Annotated in this window: 18 protein-coding genes; 10 read left to right on the top strand and 8 right to left on the bottom strand. The window is 67.2% G+C overall.

Translation table 11 applies throughout. The annotated features are described in order from the left end of the window. Window positions 1–40: 40 nt before the first annotated feature. From proX to proV, 3 genes are read right to left on the bottom strand one after another with little or no spacing between them, the layout of a single operon-like run. Window positions 41–1081, bottom strand: a complete 1041-nt coding sequence (gene proX, locus D3H34_RS00665; RefSeq protein ID WP_119551213.1) for a glycine betaine/L-proline ABC transporter substrate-binding protein ProX — start codon at window positions 1079–1081, stop codon at window positions 41–43. A 19-nt stretch (window positions 1082–1100) separates the two neighbouring features. After that, entirely contained in the window at window positions 1101–2294 is a 1194-nt protein-coding gene (proW, locus tag D3H34_RS00670) for a glycine betaine/L-proline ABC transporter permease ProW (RefSeq protein ID WP_119551215.1), read from the bottom strand. 21 nt (window positions 2295–2315) lie between these two features. Continuing rightward, window positions 2316–3569, bottom strand: a complete 1254-nt coding sequence (gene proV / locus D3H34_RS00675; RefSeq protein WP_119551217.1) for a glycine betaine/L-proline ABC transporter ATP-binding protein ProV — start codon at window positions 3567–3569, stop codon at window positions 2316–2318. A 556-nt stretch (window positions 3570–4125) separates the two neighbouring features. Here proV and fumC point away from each other — a divergent pair. Then, window positions 4126–5523: a class II fumarate hydratase gene (gene fumC / locus D3H34_RS00680; protein WP_119551219.1), complete on the top strand. Its 1398-nt coding sequence runs from the start codon at window positions 4126–4128 to the stop codon at window positions 5521–5523. Between the two features lie 59 nt (window positions 5524–5582). Here the strand turns inward: fumC and D3H34_RS00685 are convergent, their stop codons facing one another. Further along, on the bottom strand, window positions 5583–6200 hold the full coding sequence (locus D3H34_RS00685; protein WP_119551221.1) for an NAD(P)-dependent oxidoreductase: 618 nt from the start codon (window positions 6198–6200) through the stop codon (window positions 5583–5585). 110 nt (window positions 6201–6310) lie between these two features. On the opposite strand from D3H34_RS00685, the gene D3H34_RS00690 reads away from it, so the two are divergent. Further along, window positions 6311–7228, top strand: a complete 918-nt coding sequence (locus tag D3H34_RS00690; RefSeq protein WP_119551223.1) for a LysR family transcriptional regulator — start codon at window positions 6311–6313, stop codon at window positions 7226–7228. 129 nt (window positions 7229–7357) lie between these two features. Here D3H34_RS00690 and D3H34_RS00695 read toward each other — a convergent pair whose 3' ends face one another. Next, window positions 7358–7987, bottom strand: a complete 630-nt coding sequence (locus D3H34_RS00695) for a YqhA family protein (protein ID WP_119551225.1) — start codon at window positions 7985–7987, stop codon at window positions 7358–7360. Between the two features lie 151 nt (window positions 7988–8138). Between D3H34_RS00695 and acs the strand changes: the two genes are divergently transcribed. Next, window positions 8139–10136, top strand: coding sequence for an acetate--CoA ligase (gene acs, locus D3H34_RS00700; RefSeq protein ID WP_119551227.1), 1998 nt, complete (start codon window positions 8139–8141; stop codon window positions 10134–10136). Window positions 10137–10343: 207 nt separating this feature from the next. Next, on the top strand, window positions 10344–10844 hold the full coding sequence (locus D3H34_RS00705; protein WP_119551229.1) for a LapA family protein: 501 nt from the start codon (window positions 10344–10346) through the stop codon (window positions 10842–10844). Window positions 10845–10871: 27 nt separating this feature from the next. Here the strand turns inward: D3H34_RS00705 and D3H34_RS00710 are convergent, their stop codons facing one another. Next, on the bottom strand, window positions 10872–11177 hold the full coding sequence (locus tag D3H34_RS00710) for a c-type cytochrome (protein WP_119551231.1): 306 nt from the start codon (window positions 11175–11177) through the stop codon (window positions 10872–10874). Window positions 11178–11283: 106 nt separating this feature from the next. Between D3H34_RS00710 and D3H34_RS00715 the strand changes: the two genes are divergently transcribed. Together D3H34_RS00715 and D3H34_RS00720 are read left to right on the top strand one after the other, a co-directional pair. After that, on the top strand, window positions 11284–11541 hold the full coding sequence (locus tag D3H34_RS00715) for a TIGR04438 family Trp-rich protein (protein WP_119551913.1): 258 nt from the start codon (window positions 11284–11286) through the stop codon (window positions 11539–11541). Between the two features lie 46 nt (window positions 11542–11587). Beyond that, complete coding sequence (locus D3H34_RS00720; protein WP_119551233.1) at window positions 11588–12406, top strand: DUF3592 domain-containing protein; 819 nt, start codon at window positions 11588–11590, stop codon at window positions 12404–12406. A 7-nt stretch (window positions 12407–12413) separates the two neighbouring features. On the opposite strand, the gene ilvD is transcribed toward D3H34_RS00720, so the two are convergent. After that, window positions 12414–14108 carry a dihydroxy-acid dehydratase gene (gene ilvD, locus D3H34_RS00725; RefSeq protein WP_119551235.1) on the bottom strand — a complete coding sequence of 565 codons (1695 nt, stop codon included), beginning with the start codon at window positions 14106–14108 and terminating at the stop codon, window positions 12414–12416. 105 nt (window positions 14109–14213) lie between these two features. Here ilvD and D3H34_RS00730 point away from each other — a divergent pair, with 105 nt between their 5' ends. After that, on the top strand, window positions 14214–15173 hold the full coding sequence (locus D3H34_RS00730) for a LysR family transcriptional regulator (RefSeq protein WP_119551237.1): 960 nt from the start codon (window positions 14214–14216) through the stop codon (window positions 15171–15173). Here the strand turns inward: D3H34_RS00730 and D3H34_RS00735 are convergent. Continuing rightward, entirely contained in the window at window positions 15159–16103 is a 945-nt protein-coding gene (locus tag D3H34_RS00735; RefSeq protein ID WP_119551239.1) for a LysR family transcriptional regulator, read from the bottom strand. The two genes, D3H34_RS00730 and D3H34_RS00735, sit on opposite strands and share 15 nt — an antisense overlap. Window positions 16104–16253: 150 nt before the next feature. On the opposite strand from D3H34_RS00735, the gene D3H34_RS00740 reads away from it, so the two are divergent. The 3 genes from D3H34_RS00740 (at window position 16254) to lgt (ending at window position 18236) form a co-directional block, all read left to right on the top strand. After that, on the top strand, window positions 16254–17027 hold the full coding sequence (locus tag D3H34_RS00740; RefSeq protein ID WP_119551241.1) for an SDR family oxidoreductase: 774 nt from the start codon (window positions 16254–16256) through the stop codon (window positions 17025–17027). Window positions 17028–17069: 42 nt separating this feature from the next. Then, window positions 17070–17339, top strand: a complete 270-nt coding sequence (locus D3H34_RS00745) for a hypothetical protein (RefSeq protein ID WP_119551243.1) — start codon at window positions 17070–17072, stop codon at window positions 17337–17339. Window positions 17340–17405: 66 nt separating this feature from the next. Then, the gene (gene lgt / locus D3H34_RS00750) at window positions 17406–18236 is read left to right on the top strand and encodes a prolipoprotein diacylglyceryl transferase (protein ID WP_119551245.1); all 831 of its coding nucleotides are present in this window, start codon (window positions 17406–17408) and stop codon (window positions 18234–18236) included. Window positions 18237–18257 lie beyond the last annotated feature (21 nt).

An 18257-nucleotide genomic window follows, 5' to 3' on the forward strand; every position in this document is an offset into this window, starting at 1 on the left:
CCGGGCGAAAGCGCCCGGCGGGGCCCAAGCAGGACCGGCACTACGGCGCCGAAGCCGCCGCCGGTGCTGCGGCCGTTGTCGTGCCGCGCGCCGCCGCAATCCACCCGTCGAAGGTCGCCTGGTGCACGCGAATCCACCCGTCGGCATGGCGAATCACATCCTGCATGCTGTTCGCGCCTTCGCTCATGCGCAGGTTCTGCGCGTTGATGTCGCTGATCGGCAGCTTCATCGCCTCGAACAGGCGGCCGGCGGCGGGGTTCTTCTCGATGAAGGCCCGGTTGGCCACGATGCGCTGCTGGTTGGCCAGGAAGCCGTAGTTGCGGCCGTTGGGCAGCCGGGTGTCCACCTGCGCGCCGACCTGCGTGGGCGAGAAGGGCACCTGCAGCCAGACCACGTCGGCGCCCGGGCGCAGCACGGCGCTGACCCAGTAGGGCGTCCACGTGTAGTACAGGATCGGCTTGTCCTGCTTGAAGCGCGCGATGGTGTCGGCCATCAGCGCCGCGTAGCTGCCCTGCTTGTGGGTCACGCTGTCGCGCAACTGGTAGGCGCTCAGGTGGTTCTCGATGGCCAGTTCGCAGCCCCAGCCGGGGTTGCAGCCGGTCAGGTCGGCCTTGCCGTCACCGTCGGCGTCGAAGAGTTTGGCGATGGCCGGGTCCTTCAGCTGCGCGAGGTTGGTGATGTTGTATTGCTCGGCGGTCTTGCGGTCGATCAGGTAGCCCTGCACCGCGCCGTCGGAGTACGTGCCCTGGCGCCACAGCTTGGCGTCGCCGCCGCTGTTCTTGTAGAAGTCGGCGTGCAGCAGGCTCCAGTGGTTGGCCATGAAGGTGGCGTCGCCGTTGGCAATGGCCAGGTGCTCGGTGGCAGGCTCCAGGTCCTTCATGGGTTGGACGGTGTAGCCGAGCTTCTCGAGCGCGCGCATCACCAGCAGTGTCTGGAAGGCTTCCTCGGCGAGCGAGCTTTTCAGCGGCTGCACGGTGACGCCCCGGCCGGGCAGGTCGGTGCTGGCCTGTGCGGTCGCACCCAGGGCGATGAGGCCCAGCGCGAGGAGGCCGCGGGCGAAGAAGGAGCGGGTGGTCTTCATGCGTGGATGTCCTCCGTGATCAGTGCGCTTGGGTAGAAAGGGCGGGCACGGCGTCGTTCGCGTGCTGGCCGCGCGACGGCGTGCCCACGAGGCGCTGCAGCAGGCGCAGCGCAAGGCCGGCCGGGCCGGTGTGCCACCAGCGGTGGCCAGCGGCGCGGCGCGACTTGCCCATGGCCTGCGTCAGGCGGTCCAGCGAGATCGCCAGCAGCACGATGCCCAGGCCGCCGACGGTGGCCAGGCCCATGTCGAGCCGGCCGATACCGCGCAGCACCATCTGGCCCAGGCCGCCCACGGCGATCATCGAGGCGATCACCACCATCGACAGCGACAGCATCAGCGCCTGGTTGATGCCCGCCATGATCGACGGCATGGCCAGCGGCAGCTTCACCTTCACCAGCATCTGCCAGGGCGAGGCACCGTAGGCGCGCGCGGCCTCGATCAGGTCGGGGCGCACCTGGCGCAGGCCGAGGTTGGTCAGGCGCACCAGCGGTGCCAGCGCGAAGACGATGGTCACGATCACGCCCGGCACGTTGCCGATGCCGAACAGCATCACCACCGGCACGAGGTACACGAAGGCCGGCGTGGTCTGCATGGCGTCGAGCACCGGGCGCATCACGTGCTGGGCCCGGTCGCTGCTGGCCAGCAGCACGCCCAGCGGCAGGCCGATGACCATGCAGAACACCAGCGAGGTCAGCACCAGCGACAGCGTGACCATGGCCTCGGGCCAGATGCCCAGCATGGTCACCAGCATCAGCGACACGACGGTGCCGATGGCCAGCGCGCGGCCGGCGAACTGCCAGGCGAGCAAACCGATCAGCGCAATCATCGGCAGCGCGGGCAGGGCGGTGAGCAGGCCCTGCACCGAGTTGAGCGTGCTGTCGATGGGCAGGCGCACGCTCTGGAAGAAGGGGCGGAAGTGCTCCACCACCCAGCCCAGGCCCTGGTTGATCCAGGCCTCGACGGGCAGCGAGCCGTCCCACAGGCGGTGCAGCGCGAAGCCGCCGGTGGCGCTGTCGGCCTGCCCGGCGAGGGCATGCGCGGTGTTCGCCGGGGCATCGAGCCAGGCGCTGGCGGTCGAGGTGTCAGGCGCGGCCGAGATGGCTTCCCACGGGTCGAGGGTGGGGGGCGCGGCGGGCGTGTCCAGGATGGGGACGTCCATGAGGGGCGTGTTCAGGGGCGCGTTCAGGTCGGAAGGCAATGTGGTGTCGTTCATCGTTCAAGGTCCTTCGTGAATTCAGTGCGGCTCGGCGGCGAGTGCGGGCGCGGCGTGCGGCGAGACGGGTTCGATCGGCGGCGTGTCGCGGTCGAGGAACTTCAGCAGCGTGGTCTTGCTGATCGCGCCGCAGAAGCGGCCGTCGCCGGCCACCACGGGCAGTGCGCACGGCGCCTGCGCGAGCTGGCCGATCAGGCCCGCCACGGGAGCGTCGGCGTCGATGCGCGGCAGGTCGTCGAGGAAGGCGTGCTGCAACCCGAGCGGACCCGAGTGCCCGTCGAGTGCGCCGCGCAGCGTGTCGGCCGAGACCACGCCGAGGAAGCGCTTGGTCGGGCTGGTCACATAGGCGAAGTCGCGGTCCTGGTCTTCGAGCAGCTTGAGCGCCGCGCGCGCGCCGCGTTCGGGGTGTTCGGACACCACGGTGAGCGACTTGCGCGCGATGTCCGAGGCCTTGAACACCGCCGCCGCGTCCACGCCGCGCACGAAGCTGCGCACGTAGTCGTCGGCCGGGGTGCGCAGGATCTCGTCGGGCGTGCCGACCTGGATCACGTGGCCGTCCTTCATGATCGCGATGCGGTCGCCGATGCGCATGGCCTCGTCCAGGTCGTGCGAGATGAAGACGATGGTGCGGCGCTGCACCTGCTGCAGCCTCAGCAGCTCCGATTGCATCTCGGTGCGGATGATCGGGTCGAGCGCCGAGAAGGCCTCGTCCATCAGCAGGATCGACGGGTCGGACGCCAGCGCGCGCGCCAGGCCCACGCGCTGCTGCATGCCGCCAGAGAGTTCGTCGGGGTAGCTGTCGCCCCAGCCCGAAAGGCCCACCTGCGCCAGCGCCAGGTCGGCCTGCGCGAGGCGGTCCTTCTTGGGCGCGCCCGACAGCTCCAGACCGAAGGCCGTGTTCTCGCGCACCGTCATGTGCGGCATCAGCGCGAACGACTGGAACACCATGCTGATGTCCTTGCGGCGCAGCGCGCGCAGCTTGGCGTCGGAATGTTCGTTGATGTCGGCGCCGTCGATCACGATGCGCCCGGCGGTCGGCTCGATCAGCCGATTCAAGAGGCGCACCAGCGTCGACTTGCCCGAGCCCGACAGGCCCATGATCACGAAGATCTCGCCGGCCTGGATCTCGAAGGTGGCGTCGAACACGCCGATCGACTGGCCGGTCTGCGCCAGGATTTCCTTCTTGGAAAAACCTTGGCGGACCAGCTCCAGCGCCTGTTCGGGCGAATCGCCGAATACCTTGAAGACATGGTCGATGAGAATTCCTTTGGCCATATGCCGGGGCTCCTTGAGTGAAGGGTGGACACAGCACCGCCCCGCAGGGCGGCAACGGCCACGCCATCAGCCCGATGAGGGAGCTGCCCGACAGCGCGCATGAAGACTGCGCATGCGCATGCAATGGCCCGGCGAGCCCCGAGGGCTGCCGACAGGCACTGAAGACGACTTGGCGACGAAGCCAGTGCCCGCCGGATGCTTCATTCGCAGACAACGGGCCTGGTCGAGGGGCGCCGCCTGGATGAGCGTGACGTGGCAATGGGGCCGGAAAAGATCCGGCCGGTTTGCCGGGCTGGGCCCGGCGTGGAGGGCCTTGCACCGCGACGGGATTCGCTGATCCGCGAGTAGTGCAAGGATGACCAACATGACTTGTTGATCGTCGAAAGACCGTAATTATAACTTTTTGGCATGACGCGAGTCAACCCACGGGCGTATCGTGGCCGTGGGACGCGGGCGAAAGGCCTCGTCAGATGCGAGCTATTCTTATTGAGCCGATACTCGGCACCGCATCCGGTGAGCGGATGCACCCATCCAAGACTGCGGAGCTTTTTTTCTCATGACGACTTCTCCCAAGACCCGTGCCGAGCGCGACACCTTCGGCCCGATCGACGTGCCGGCCGACAAGCTGTGGGGCGCGCAAACGCAGCGCTCGCTGCAGAACTTCGACATCTCCGGCGAGCAGCAGCCGCGCGAAATCATCAAGGCGCTCGCGCAGGTCAAGCGCGCATCGGCTGTGGTCAACCACGCGCTGGGCCTGCAGGAAGAGAAGAAGACCAATGCCATCGTGGCTGCAGCCGATGAAGTCATTGCCGGCAAGCACCCGGGCGAGTTCCCGCTGGTGGTCTGGCAGACCGGCTCGGGCACGCAGAGCAACATGAACGTCAACGAGGTGCTGGCCAACCGCGCCAGCGAGATCCTCGGCGGCGAGCGCGGGGAAGGGCGCCTGGTGCACCCGAACGACGACGTGAACCGCAGCCAGTCGAGCAACGACGTGTTCCCCACCGCCATGCATGTGGCCGCCGTCGAGGCCATCACGCACAAGCTGCTGCCCGCGATCGCCAAGCTGCGCGGCACGCTGGCGAAGAAGTCGGAAGACTTCGCCGACATCGTGAAGATCGGCCGCACCCACCTGCAGGACGCCACGCCGCTCACGCTGGGCCAGGAGTTCTCGGGCTACGTGGCGCAACTCGCGCATGGCGAGGCGCATGTGCGCGCCGCGCTGCCGCACCTGTGCGAACTGGCGCTGGGCGGCACGGCTGTCGGCACCGGCCTGAACGCGCCCAAGGGCTACGCGGAGCAGGTCGCGGCCGAACTGGCGAAGCTCACGGGCCTGCCGTTCGTCACGGCGCCGAACAAGTTCGAGGCCATGGCCAGCATCGACGGCATGGTGCATGCGCACGGCGCGCTGAAGACGCTCGCTGCCAGCATGAACAAGATCGCCAACGACGTGCGCTGGCTCGCGAGTGGCCCGCGCAGCGGCATCGGCGAACTGAGCATTCCCGAGAACGAACCGGGCTCGTCGATCATGCCGGGCAAGGTCAACCCGACCCAGAGCGAGGCCGTCACGATGCTGGCCGCGCAGGTGTTCGGCAACGACGTCGCCATCAACATCGGCGGCGCCTCGGGCAACTTCGAGCTGAACGTGTTCCGCCCGATGGTGGCCCACAACTTCCTGCAGAGCGTGCGCCTGCTGGCCGACGGCATGGTGAGCTTCAACGACCACTGCGCGGTGGGCATCGAGCCGAACCGCGAGCGCATCACCGAGCTGGTGCAGCGCTCGCTGATGCTGGTGACCGCGCTGAACACGCACATCGGCTACGACAAGTCGGCCTATATCGCGAAGAAGGCGCACAAGGAAGGCACGAGCCTGCGCGAAGCCGCGATTGCGTCGGGGCACCTGACGGCCGAGCAGTTCGACCAGTGGGTGGTGCCGGAGAACATGACCGGCCGTTGATCCGTTCAGCAGCCTCATGAAAAAAGGACCCGAGAGGGTCCTTTTTCGTTGCCGGCCGATCAGTACCCGATCGTGTAACGCTGGCGCGAATGCGCGGGCTTTTCGAGCTCGTCGATGAACGCGATCGCGTAGTCCTCGAAGGTGATCCAGCTGCGGCCTTCTGCGCTCACCAGCAGGTCGTCCTGGCCCAGGCGGAACTTGCCGGTGCGCTCGCCTTCGACGAATTCGGCGGAGGGCGACAGGAAGGTCCAGTCGAGGTCCTTCTCGTTGCGCAGCGCGTCGAGGAACACGCCGCCGGCCGAGGCCTCGGCGCGGTAGGCGTCGGGGAAGTTCGGCGTGTCGATCACCTTCAGGCCGGGTGCCGCGAACAGGCTGCCGGCGCCGCCGACCACCAGCAGGCGCTTCACGCCCGCGCGCTTCACCGGCTCGATCACCGCGGCAGGCGGCACGGTGGCGAAGTGCGCCGCGCTGAACACGGCGTCATGGCCGGCCACGGCCGTTTCGAGGGCGGCACCGTCGAGCACGTCGAGGTCGACCGCCTTCACGTTGGCACGACCTGCCAGCTTCGCGCTGGCGTGGCGGGCGATGGCCGTCACGGTGTGGCCGCGACGCAGGGCTTCTTCGAGGAGGCGGCCGCCGGCGCGTCCGGTGGCGCCGAGGATGGCGATGTGGCTCATGAATGACTCCAGAAAGTGTCGGAAGTGGATGGGATGAACTGCATCTTAGGTTTCTGGTTTCGAAAGAAATACCTCTAATTCCGCGCTTCTTTATTCCTAAAATCGTTCGAATGGATCGATTGAACGCAATGCGGGTGTTCGTGACCGTGGTCGACGCGGGCAGCCTCTCGGCCGCGGCCGACAAGCTCGACCTGTCCCGCCCGGTGGTCACGCGCTACGTGGCCGAGCTGGAGCAATGGACCGGCGCACGTCTGCTGCACCGCACGACGCGCCGCCTGAGCCTCACGGCGGCGGGCGAAGAGCTGCTGCCGCGCTGCCGCCAGGTGCTGGAGCTTGCGGGCGACATGCAGGCGGCGGTGCGCCATCCTGCCGAGGCGCCGAGCGGGCAGTTGCGCATCACCGCCAGCACCTCGTTCGCGCAGGCGCAGCTGGCCGGCGCGGTGGCCGACTACGTGCGGAGCTATCCGGGCGTGGCGGTCGACCTGGTGCTGCTCGATCGCGCGGTGAACCTGGTGGACGAGCGCATCGACCTCGCGATCCGCGTGTCGGCCGAGATCGATCCGAACCTCATCGCGCGCCGGCTCTCGGTGTGCCGCTCGGTGGTGTGCGCGACGCCGGCCTACCTGAAGGCGCACGGCCAGCCGCAGCGCGTGGAAGAGCTGGCGCAGCGCAACTGCCTCACGCACTCGTATTTCGGCCGCAGCCTCTGGAACTTCACACGCAAGGCCGACGGCCAGCCGGTCTCCGTGGCCGTGGCCGGCAACCTCTCGACCAACGACGCCTCCAGCCTGATGGCGCTGGCGCGGGCCGGGGCGGGCATCGCGATGCTGCCCACCTATCTCACGTCGGGGTTGCTGCAATCGGGCGAGCTGGTGTCGCTCTTTCCCGATCACGAGCCGCAGGTGCTGGGCGTGTATGCGGTGTACGCCTCGCGCAAGCACATGCCGTCTGCGCTGCGCACCTTGCTCGATTTCCTGGCCGAGCGGTTCACCGAAGTGCCGGCCTGGGATACGCCTCAGCCCCGGTAACCGATCCTCGCCGCGCCACTGTGCGGTTCGCGGGACACCGCGGAACCGGCTTGGCCGGGCCGCTGGTGTCGCCCCCGACGAGGGGGAGGGAGAAGCGACACGAAGTGCGCGAAGCCTGGGGGAGTGCCGTCAGTGGTTGGCGGCAGCCGCCTCGTTCATCAGCTTGTCGGTGTAGGCGATGGCCATGGCCGAGAACAGGAACGCGATGTGGATCACGGTCTGCGCGATCAGCACCTTGTCGGTGTAGTTGTCCGCGTTGATGAAGGTCTTGAGCAGGTGGATCGAGCTGATGCCGATGATGGCGGTGGCCAGCTTCACCTTGAGCACCGAGGCGTTCACGTGGCTCAGCCACTCGGGCTGGTCCTGATGGCCTTCGAGGTCCATGCGGCTCACGAAGGTTTCGTAGCCGCCCACGATCACCATGATGAGCAGGTTGGAAATCATCACGACGTCGATCAGCGCCAGCACCACCAGCATGATCACCGTCTCGTTGAGCGCGCCGACCGGGGCGGTGGTCTTGTAGCCGATGCTCGCGATCAAGGCCTGCAGCGCGTCCTTGTTGCCGAAGGCGGCTTCGACCAGATGCAGCAGCTCGACCAGGAAGTGCACCACGTACACGCCCTGGGCCACGATCAGCCCCAGGTACAGCGGCAGCTGCAGCCAGCGGCTCGCGAAGATGAGCCTGGGCAGCGGCTTCAGCGGGGAATTGCGCGCTGGTACGGGGGCGTTCCGGGCATCGAAGGAATCGGGGGCGGACATGAAGTAAGACAACAGATGTAAAAAGTCGGGCGATTCTAGAGGTCTCCCAGTGACGCACTCGTGATACCCCTGCGAACTAACATCGACCCGTCAGTGGGCCGTAAGTGCACGCCCTGACATTACGGCCGCATTCAATCAGGAGACCTAGAGCATGAGCAGCGCATCGAAGAACATTGAATCCGTCCTGGTCGAGAACCGCGTGTTCCCGCCTGACGCCCGCGCCACCGAAGGCGCCCGCATCGCCGGCATGGCGGCCTACGAGGCGCTGTGCAAGGAGGCCGAACAGGACTTCGAAGGCTTCTGGACCCGGCTGGCCAAGGACAACCTCCAGTGGACCAAGCCCTTCACCCGCACGCTCGACGAATCCAAGGCGCCGTTCTACGAATGGTTCGGCGACGGTGAGCTCAACGCCAGCGCCAACTGCCTCGACAAACACATCGGCACCCCGGTAGAGAACAAGACCGCGATCGTCTTCGAAGCCGACGACGGCGCCATCACCCGCGTCACCTACAAGGAGCTGCTGGCCCGCGTGAGCCAGTTCGCCAACGCGCTCAAGGCGCAGGGCATCCAGAAGGGCGACCGCGTCATCATCTACATGCCGATGACCATCGAGGGCGTGGTGGCCATGCAGGCCTGCGCGCGCATCGGCGCCACCCACAGCGTGGTCTTCGGCGGCTTCTCGGCCAAGGCGCTGCAGGAGCGCATCATCGACGCCGGCGCCGTGGCTGTCATCACCGCCAACTACCAGCTGCGCGGCGGCAAGGAACTGCCGCTGAAGGCCATCGTCGACGACGGCATCGCGCTCGGCGGCTGCGACACGCTCAAGACCGTGCTCGTGTACGAGCGCACCCCCAGCGCGTGGAACCGCGTCGAGGGCCGCGACAAGACCTTCACCGAAGCGCTGGCGGGGCAGAGCACCGAATGCGCGCCCGTGCCGGTCAACGCCGAGCACCCGCTGTTCATCCTCTACACCTCGGGCTCCACGGGCAAGCCCAAGGGCGTGCAGCACGCCACCGGCGGCTACCTGCTGTGGGCCAAGCTCACGATGGACTGGACCTTCGACATCCGCCCCGAAGACCTGTTCTGGTGCACCGCCGACATCGGCTGGATCACCGGCCACACCTACGTTGCCTACGGCCCGCTCGCGGCCGGCGCCACGCAGGTCGTGTTCGAAGGCATCCCGACCTTCCCGCACGCAGGCCGCTTCTGGGAAATGATCGAGAAGCACAAGGTCAGCGTGTTCTACACCGCGCCCACCGCGATCCGCTCGCTCATCAAGGCCGCCGAAGGCGACGAGAAGGTGCACCCGAAGAACTGGGACTTGACCAGCCTGCGCATCCTCGGCTCGGTCGGCGAGCCGATCAATCCGGAAGCGTGGATGTGGTACCACCGGAACATCGGCGGCGAGCGCTGCCCGATCGTCGACACCTTCTGGCAGACCGAGACCGGCGGCCACGTCATCACGCCGCTGCCGGGCGCCACGCCGCTGGTGCCGGGTTCGTGCACCTTGCCGCTGCCGGGCATCATGGCCGCCATCGTCGACGAGACGGGCAAGGACCTGCCCAACGGCGCGGGCGGCATGCTGGTCATCAAGCGGCCCTGGCCCTCGATGATCCGCACGATCTGGAACGACCCCGAGCGCTTCAAGAAGAGCTACTTCCCCGAGGAGATGGGCGGCACGATCTACCTGGCCGGCGACGGCGCGGTACGCAGTGCCGACCGCGGCTACTTCCGCATCACGGGCCGCATCGACGACGTGCTCAACGTGTCGGGTCACCGACTGGGCACGATGGAAATCGAATCGGCGCTGGTGTCCAAGACCGACCTCGTGGCCGAAGCCGCGGTGGTGGGCCGTCCCGACGACGTGACGGGCGAGGCGGTGTGCGCCTTCGTCGTGCTCAAGCGCTCGCGCCCGACGGGCGAGGAGGCCAAGCAGATCGCCAACGAACTGCGTGCCTGGGTCGCCAAGGAAATCGGCCCCATCGCCAAGCCCAAGGACATCCGCTTCGGCGACAACCTGCCCAAGACGCGCAGCGGCAAGATCATGCGGCGCCTGCTGCGCAGCATCGCCAAGGGTGAGGCGATCACGCAGGACACCTCGACACTCGAAAATCCGGCGATCCTGGATCAGTTGTCGGAGACCAACTGACAAACTGCACCGAGGATTGGCCGGATCCGGCCAATCCGGAACAGTTGTCACGAACCTGCTGAGCAGAGGTGTAGGACATGGCCGTTTGTACGGTCATGTCCGCCGAAGTGGCCTCCGGGCTGAGGTACAACCGGTGTCATCGCCGCGTCACGCTGTGCGCGCGGCCGTTGTTGTCACCGTGTTCGATCTTTTGCAAGGAGGCGCCACATGGGCGTGAGATCCGCTTTTCTTTTCGTCATCGTGCTGCTCATCGCGGGGCTCGCCGCGCTGAACTGGGGCACGCTGTCGGCCCCGACCGACGTGTGGCTCGGCTTCATGAGCGTGTCGGCGCCGCTGGGGCTGATCATGCTGGGGCTCACGGCCGTGCTCGCGGCCTTCTTCCTCGTGTATGTGCTGTACCTGCACAGTTCGGTGCTGCTCGAGACCAAGCGCCACACCAAGGAAATGCAGACCCAGCGCGACCTCGCCGACAAGGCCGAGGCCTCGCGCTTCACCGAACTGCGCAACTTCCTGGAAGCGCAGGAGAAGCAGCACATGTCGCACAACGCCGACCGTCACACCGCGCTGCTGGCGCGAATGGATCAGCTGGAAAGCGCGGTCAAGCTGCGTTCGGACCAGACCGACAACACGGTGGCGGCGCACATCGGGCAGCTCGAGGACCGCATCGAGCGCCGGCCGCTGCCCAGCGACATCAACCCGACGCTCTGATCGGGCGCGCCGCTCTTTTCTTTTCTCTTACTTCGTCGACAGTACCCAGGCCGCGAGCTTCTTCGCATCCGCTTCGCTGACCTGGTTGTTGGCCGGCATCGGCACCGGGCCCCACACGCCGGCGCCGCCCTTGATGATCTTGGTGGCGAGCGTGTTGGCCGCACCCTTGTCGTCCTTGTACTTGGCCGCGATGTCCTTGAACGAGGGGCCGAGCACCTTGCGCTCGACCGCGTGGCAGCTCATGCAGTTCTTCGACGTGGCCAGGGCCAGGTCCGCGAAGGCAGGTGCCGCGAGGCCGAGACCCAGGACTGCCATCAACATCGTTCTTTTCATGGGGATTGTTTTCGTAAGGGCTGAGTTACATTCGATTCAACGCGATTGTAGGTAGCGCGGTGCACCTGCACCGGCGGCGATGCCGACCAACTCGAAGGGATTCGCGATGTGGTTTCTGCTCTTGGGCCTGCTCGGCGTGGCCCTCAAATATCTCGAAGTAGGCATGGTCGCCGGCTGGAGCTGGTGGATCGTGCTGAGCCCGTTCGCAATGGCTCTGGCATGGTGGGCCTGGGCCGATTCGTCGGGCTATACCAAGCGCAAGGTCATCGAGCGCGAAAACCGTCGCAAGCAGGAGCGCATCGACCGCCAGAAGACCAACATGGGCCTGCGCACCAGCAACGGGCAGCAGCGCCCGCGCCGCTGAAAACAAGGCCCCGCCACCCGCGCCGCATGCCGACTGGACGCGCGCCATGGACGACGAAGCCGCCACCCATGCCTTGCTGGTCTTCGGGTTGTCGCTGCTGGTCGGGCCTGCGGTCGGCGCGCTGGTCGGGCGTTTCAAGACCTTCTTCTGGGGTGTCGGCGTCGGTGCGTTGCTGATCGGCTGCGCCGGCCTGTACGGCGCGGTCACGGTGGGCTGGCAGCGCTACCAGTCGATCGTGGGCACGACCAGCACGCAAGGCAGCCTGGTCGAATTCGTGGAAGAGCGCAGCAAGGACAGCAAGGGCTACGTGACCACCACGCGCGCGCCCGTTGTCGAATACACCGCCGCCGACGGGCAGAAGCGCCGTGTCAAGGGGCTCGGCGGCAGCCTGTCGGAAAAGGAGTGGGGCGATGCGGTCGAGGTGCGCTACAGCACCGCCGACCCCGCCAAGGCCTTGGTGGCCGACTTCCAGAACGTGTGGGGCATCGTCTGGGGGCTTGCCCTCTTCGGTGGCTTTCCGACGATGTTCGGCCTCTTCTTCACCGGCATGGCGTTCAAGGAAGGCCGCAAGGGGCGACCGGCGCCGGTGCGCGAACCCACGCTCATGCAGAAGAAGTGGCGCACGCGCGGCACGGTGCTGGCGAACGTGGTGTTCCTCGCCGGCTTCGCGCTGGTGTTTCTCTATCCCGACCCGAGTGCGATGAAGCAGTTCGGGGCGGGCTTTCTCACCATCGGCGCGGGGGCGTTGCTGCACTTCGTCGTGCAGAGCTTTCCCCCGGCGATGGATTTCGAAGCCCGAGCCATCTTCGCGATCGTCGGCCTGGGCTTTGCGGCCTTCGGCTACGGCGCGTGGATGATGGGCTGATTTCGCGTCAGAACTTGTCGAGCACCGCGCCCGAGCTCGCGCTCGATGCGTTGAACGCGAACTTGGCCTGCACGCCGCGCGTGTAGCGTGGGGCCGGCGGCGTCCAGCCTTCGCGGCGCTTGGCCAGCTCGGCTTCGGGCACGTTCAGTTCGAGCACCAGCTTGTGCGCGTCGATGGTGATCGAGTCGCCTTCGTTGACGAACGCGATCGTGCCGCCCGCTGCCGCTTCCGGCGCGACGTGGCCGACCACCATGCCCCAGGTGCCGCCCGAGAAGCGGCCGTCTGTGATGAGGCCGACGCTTTCGCCCAAGCCGGCACCGATCAGCGCACCGGTGGGGGCCAGCATTTCCGGCATGCCCGGGCCGCCCTTGGGGCCGAGGTAGCGCAGCACCATCACGTCGCCGGCCACGATCTTGCCGTCGAGGATGGCCTTGAGCGCCGACTGCTCGTCGTCGAACACACGGGCCGGGCCGGTGATGACCGGGTTCTTCAGGCCGGTGATCTTGGCGACTGCGCCTTCGGGCGACAGGTTGCCCTTCAGGATCGCCAGGTGGCCTTCTTCGTACATCGGGTTGTCGATCGGGCGGATCACGTCCTGGTCGGCACGCGGCACGTCGGGCACGTCCTTCAGCACTTCGGCAATCGTCTGGCCGCTGATGGTGATGCAATCACCATGCAGCAGACCGGCCTTCAGCAGCACCTTCATGACCTGCGGAATGCCGCCGGCCTGGTGCAGGTCGACCGCGAGATATTTGCCCGAGGGCTTCAGGTCGCAGATGACCGGGACCTTCTTGCGCATGCGCTCGAAGTCGTCGATGGACCACTCGACGCCGGCGGCGTGCGCGATGGCCAGGAAGTGCAGCACCGCGTTGGTCGAGCCGCCGGTGGCCATGATGACCGCCACGGCGTTCTCGATGGCCTTTTTGGTCACGATGTCGCGCGGCTTCAGGTCTTTCTTGATCGCCTCGATCAGCACCTTGGCCGATTCCTTGGCCGAGTTGGCCTTCTCATCGTGCGGGTTCGCCATGGTCGAGGAGTAGGGCAGCGAGATGCCCAGCGCCTCGAACGCGCTGGACATCGTGTTGGCGGTGTACATGCCGCCGCACGAGCCGGTGCCGGGGATGGCGCGCTTCTCGATCTCGAGCAGGTCTTCGTCGCTCATGTTGCCGGCGGCGTTCTGGCCCACGGCTTCGAACACGCTCACGATGTTCAGGTCCTGGCCCTTGTACTTGCCCGGGAGGATGGTGCCGCCGTAGACGTAGATCGCCGGCACGTTGGCGCGCAGCATGCCCATGAGGCCGCCGGGCATGTTCTTGTCGCAGCCGCCGACCACCAGCACGCCGTCCATCCACTGGCCGCCGACGCAGGTCTCGATGCAGTCGGAGATGACTTCGCGGCTCACCAGCGAGTACTTCATGCCTTCGGTGCCCATGGCCATGCCGTCGGAGATGGTGGGCGTGCCGAACACCTGTGCGTTGCCGCCGGCTTCCTCGATGCCTTCGATGGCCGCGTCGGCCAGCTTCTGCAGGCCCGAGTTGCAGGGCGTGATGGTGCTGTGGCCGTTGGCGACGCCGACCATCGGCTTCTTGAAGTCGCCTTCCTGGTAGCCCATGGCGTAGAACATCGAGCGGTTGGGCGCGCGGCTCTTGCCTTCGGTGATGTTCGCGCTGCGGCGATTGATCTGGATCGTCTTGGTGTCCATGGTGTCTCTTCTGTCGTGGGGAGAACGTGAGGGGAGCGCCAAGTATCGGACTTCTGATTGATTGGTTCCAATCCAATTTGATGCATCAATTGATATGCTTGGCATATGAATGAAGCCCTCATCGACCTGCGCGCCTGGCGCCAGTTCGTGGCCGTGGCCGAAGAACTGCACTTCGGCCGCGCCGCCCAGCGCCTGCACATGACGCAGCCGCCGGTCACGCAGGCCATCGCCCAGCTCGAGAAAACGCTGGGCGTGGTGCTGTTCGACCGCACGCGCCGCCGCGTGGCCCTCACGCCGGCGGGCGAGGCGCTGCTGCCCGACGTGCGCGAGCTGCTGGCACGGGCCCAGGCCCTGCCGGCACGGGCGCGCGCGGCGGCGGCGGGGCAGGTGGGGCGTGTGCGCATCGCCTTCGTCTCGACGGTCGGCTTCGAGCAATTGCCGGCCTGGGTGCGCGAGTTCCGTGTGCTCTGCCCCGAGGTGGCGCTCGAACTGGTGGAAGCCACCGGCGACGTGCAGCTCGAAGCCTTCGCGCGCGGCGAGATCGACGCCGGCCTGATGCTGCATTCGCCGGGCGCCGCGCCGCCGGGGCTGGCCTGTCTGCCGGTCGAGGTGGAGCCCCTGGTGCTCGCGCTGCCCGCCCAGCACCGGCTGGCCGAGGCGCGGCCCGTGCCGCTGGCCGAGGTGCTGGCCGAGCCGCTGGTGATCTTTCCGCGCCGCATCGTGCCGTCGCTGCACGACGCGATCTTCGGCCTGTACCACGCGGCCGGGCGCACGCCGCAGGTGGCGCAGGAGGCGATCCAGATGCAGACCATCGTCAACCTCGTGTCGGGCGGCATCGGCGCGGCCTGGGTGCCGCACAGCGTGATGCAGTTCCGGCGCGCGGGCGTGGTCTACCGGCAGGTCAACGAGTTCCAGGGCGTGGGGCGCCGCCGCGTGACCCTGCCGGTGTGCGAGACCAGCCTGGTCTGGCCCGCGCAGGCCTCGCATCCGGCGCTGGCGCGCTTCGTGGACTTCGTGCGCGAGCGGGCAGGGCGCGCGCCGACCCCCAACTCAGAGGCTGCGTGACGCCCGGCCGGCGGGCGCGGGCGAGGGCGCGTCCAGCGAGGCCGTCAGCAGCGCATCGAGCCAGCCCGCGAAGGCCTGCACCCGCCGCGAGAGGTTGCGCCGGTGCGGATACACGAGGTGCACCGGCAGCGGCTCGGCACGTGCGTCGGGCAGCACCTCGACCAGCTCGCCGTTCGCCAGGTGCGCGCGCACGTCGTAGGCGGGAATCTGGATCATGCCCAGCCCGGCCAATGCACACGCAATGTAGGTCTCGGCGTTGTTCGCCGCCACGCGGCTGCGAAGGCGCAGCGTCTGGGTTTCGCCATCGCGCAACTGCCATTCCCAGGGCGCGGCGCGGCCACTGGTCGGCGAGGCGTAGTTGATCGCGAAGTGCTGCGGCAGATCAGCCGGCGTGCGCGGCGTGCCGTGCTGCGCAAGGTAGGCCGGGCTCGCGCAGTTGATGAGCGTGAAATGCCCCAGCGGCCGCGCCACGAGGCTGCTGCTCGCCAGCGGGCCGACACGCAAGGCGCAGTCCACCCCTTCGAGCACGAGATCGACCGCGCGGTCGCTGGAACCCAGTTCCAGTTCGACCGCTGGATGCTGCGCAAGGAAGTCCGGCAGCGCCGGGGCGATCAGCAGCCGTGCGATGCGGCTGGGCACATCGACCTTCAGCCGGCCGCTCACGCTGCTGTGCGCGGGCTGGAACTGCTGCTCCATGTCTTCCATGTCGGCGACCAGCGCGCGGGCCCGTTCGAGCAACACCTCGCCGTCGGGTGTGAGGCCCACGCGGCGCGTGGTGCGATGCAGCAGGCGCGAGCCCAGGCGTGCCTCGAGCTGCTGGATGGCGGTCGATATGGTGGCGCGCGGCAGCGCTAGACGGTCGGCGGCGCGCGTGAAGCTGCCGGTTTCGGCCACGCGCAGGAAGACCTGGAGGAGTTCGATGCGGTCCATGGCGAGGGAGCTGATTGTTCGTGAATTTCAGAACAGTCTAGCCTTGAATGAATGATTTATCTGCAACTTGGCGATCAATAGACTGGCGGCTCGGTCACACATCCTTTCCCGGGTCTCTCGGGTTTTTCATTCATCCAGAGGAGTTCATCCATGTCCGCACGCACGCTCAAGAACAAGGTTGCCGTCATCGCCGGCGGTGGCAAGAACCTCGGTGCCCTCATCGCCCACCAGTTGGTCGACGGCGGCGCCCGGGGCATCGCCATCCACTACAACAGCGACGGTTCGCGCGCCGAGGCCGAGCAGACCGCCGCCGCACTGAAGGTCAAGGGCGCCGACACGCTGCTGGTGCAGGGCGACCTCGCGGTGGTCGAGAACAACGTGAAGCTGTTCGACCAGGCGGTGAAGCACTTCGGGCAGGTCGACCTGGCAATCAACACGGCGGGCGTGGTGATCAAGAAGCCGATCCTGGACATCACCGAGGCCGACTACGACAAGAGCTTCGACGCCAATGCCAAGGCGGCCTTCTTCTTCATTCAGCAGGCCGGCCGCACGCTGGCCGACGGCGGCAGCATCGTGACGCTGGTGAGCTCGCTGCTCGCGGCCTACACGCCGTTCTATGCGATCTATCCGGCGGCGAAGGCGGCGGTGGAGCACTACACGCGCGCAGCCTCCAAGGAGTTCGGCGACCGCGGCATCTCGGTGAATGCCATCGGCCCCGGCCCGATGGACACGCCGTTCTTCTACGGCCAGGAAAGCCCCGAGGCCGTGGCGTACCACAGCACCGCCGCCGCGCTGAGCAAGTACTCGAAGAAGGGGCTCACCGACATCGAGGACATCGCGCCCATCGTGCGCTTCCTGGTCACCGAGGGCTGGTGGATCACGGGCCAGACGATCTTCGCCAACGGTGGCTACACCACGCGCTGACCCGGCCACATCGGGCAAGATGCCATCAGGAGGACAACGCAGATGCACACAGTCATGGTGATAGGGGGCGGCTTCGCGCTGCTGGTGGTGTTTCTTCTGGGCGGGCGCTTCATGGGCGACGGCTCGTCGATGGCGCTGGCCGCGGCGGCCAAGTGGTTCATTCCGGCGTGGTTCATCGGCGCGGGCATCAACATGGCCGTGGGCGTGCTCAAGGCCGGGTACTCGGTGGCCGAGGAGCTGCCGATCTTCCTGTTCGTCTTCGCGGTGCCTGCAGTGGTGGCGGGGCTGCTGTGGTGGAAGTTCGGGCGCTGAGATTGCCATTGCCCTGAATGCCCCCGCGACGGCGGCGGCGTCATCCCGCCACGGCACAATCCGCGGATGCTCATGTATCCGCAGATCAATCCCGTCGCTTTGCAGCTGGGGCCGGTGGCCATTCACTGGTACGGCCTGACCTACCTGGCGGCCTTCGCGCTGTTCTACTTTCTCGGCACGCGTCGCCTGCGCCACGAGCCGTTCCGCTCGCTGGCCACGGCTGGCGTGTGGCAACGCAAGGACATCGAAGACATCCTGTTTCTCGGCGTGATGGGCGTCATCGTTGGCGGCCGGCTCGGCTATTGCCTGTTCTACAAGCCCGAGTACTACCTCACGCACCCGCTCGAGATCCTCTACGTGTGGCAGGGCGGCATGAGCTTTCACGGCGGTCTGCTCGGCGTGATCGGCGCCATGGTGTGGTTCGCGCGCTCGCGTGCACGGCCGTTCTGGCAGGTGATGGACTTCGTCGCACCCTGCGTGCCGACCGGCCTGGCGGCGGGGCGCGTGGGCAATTTCATCAATGGTGAGCTGTGGGGCCGCTTCAGCAGTCCCGACCTGCCGTGGGGCATGGTGTTTCCGCAAAGCGGATCGACGCTGCCGCGCCATCCGTCGCAGGTCTACCAGTTCCTGCTCGAAGGGCTGCTGCTGTTCGTCGTGATGTGGCTCTACGCGCGCAAGGAGCGCAAGCAGGGGCAGGTGGCTGCCGTGTTCCTCATCGGCTACGGCGTGCTGCGCTTCGTGGCCGAGTACTTCCGCGAGCCCGACGATTTCCTGGGGCTGCGCGCGCTCAGCCTGAGCCAGGGCCAGTGGCTCAGCGTGCCGATGGTGATCGCCGGCATCGCGCTGTGGTTCTGGTTCGGCCGGGCAGGGAAGGCCGGCAGCGCCGCGCGCGCCTGACCGCACACGCATCCGCACAAC

This window comes from Acidovorax cavernicola (assembly GCF_003581445.1).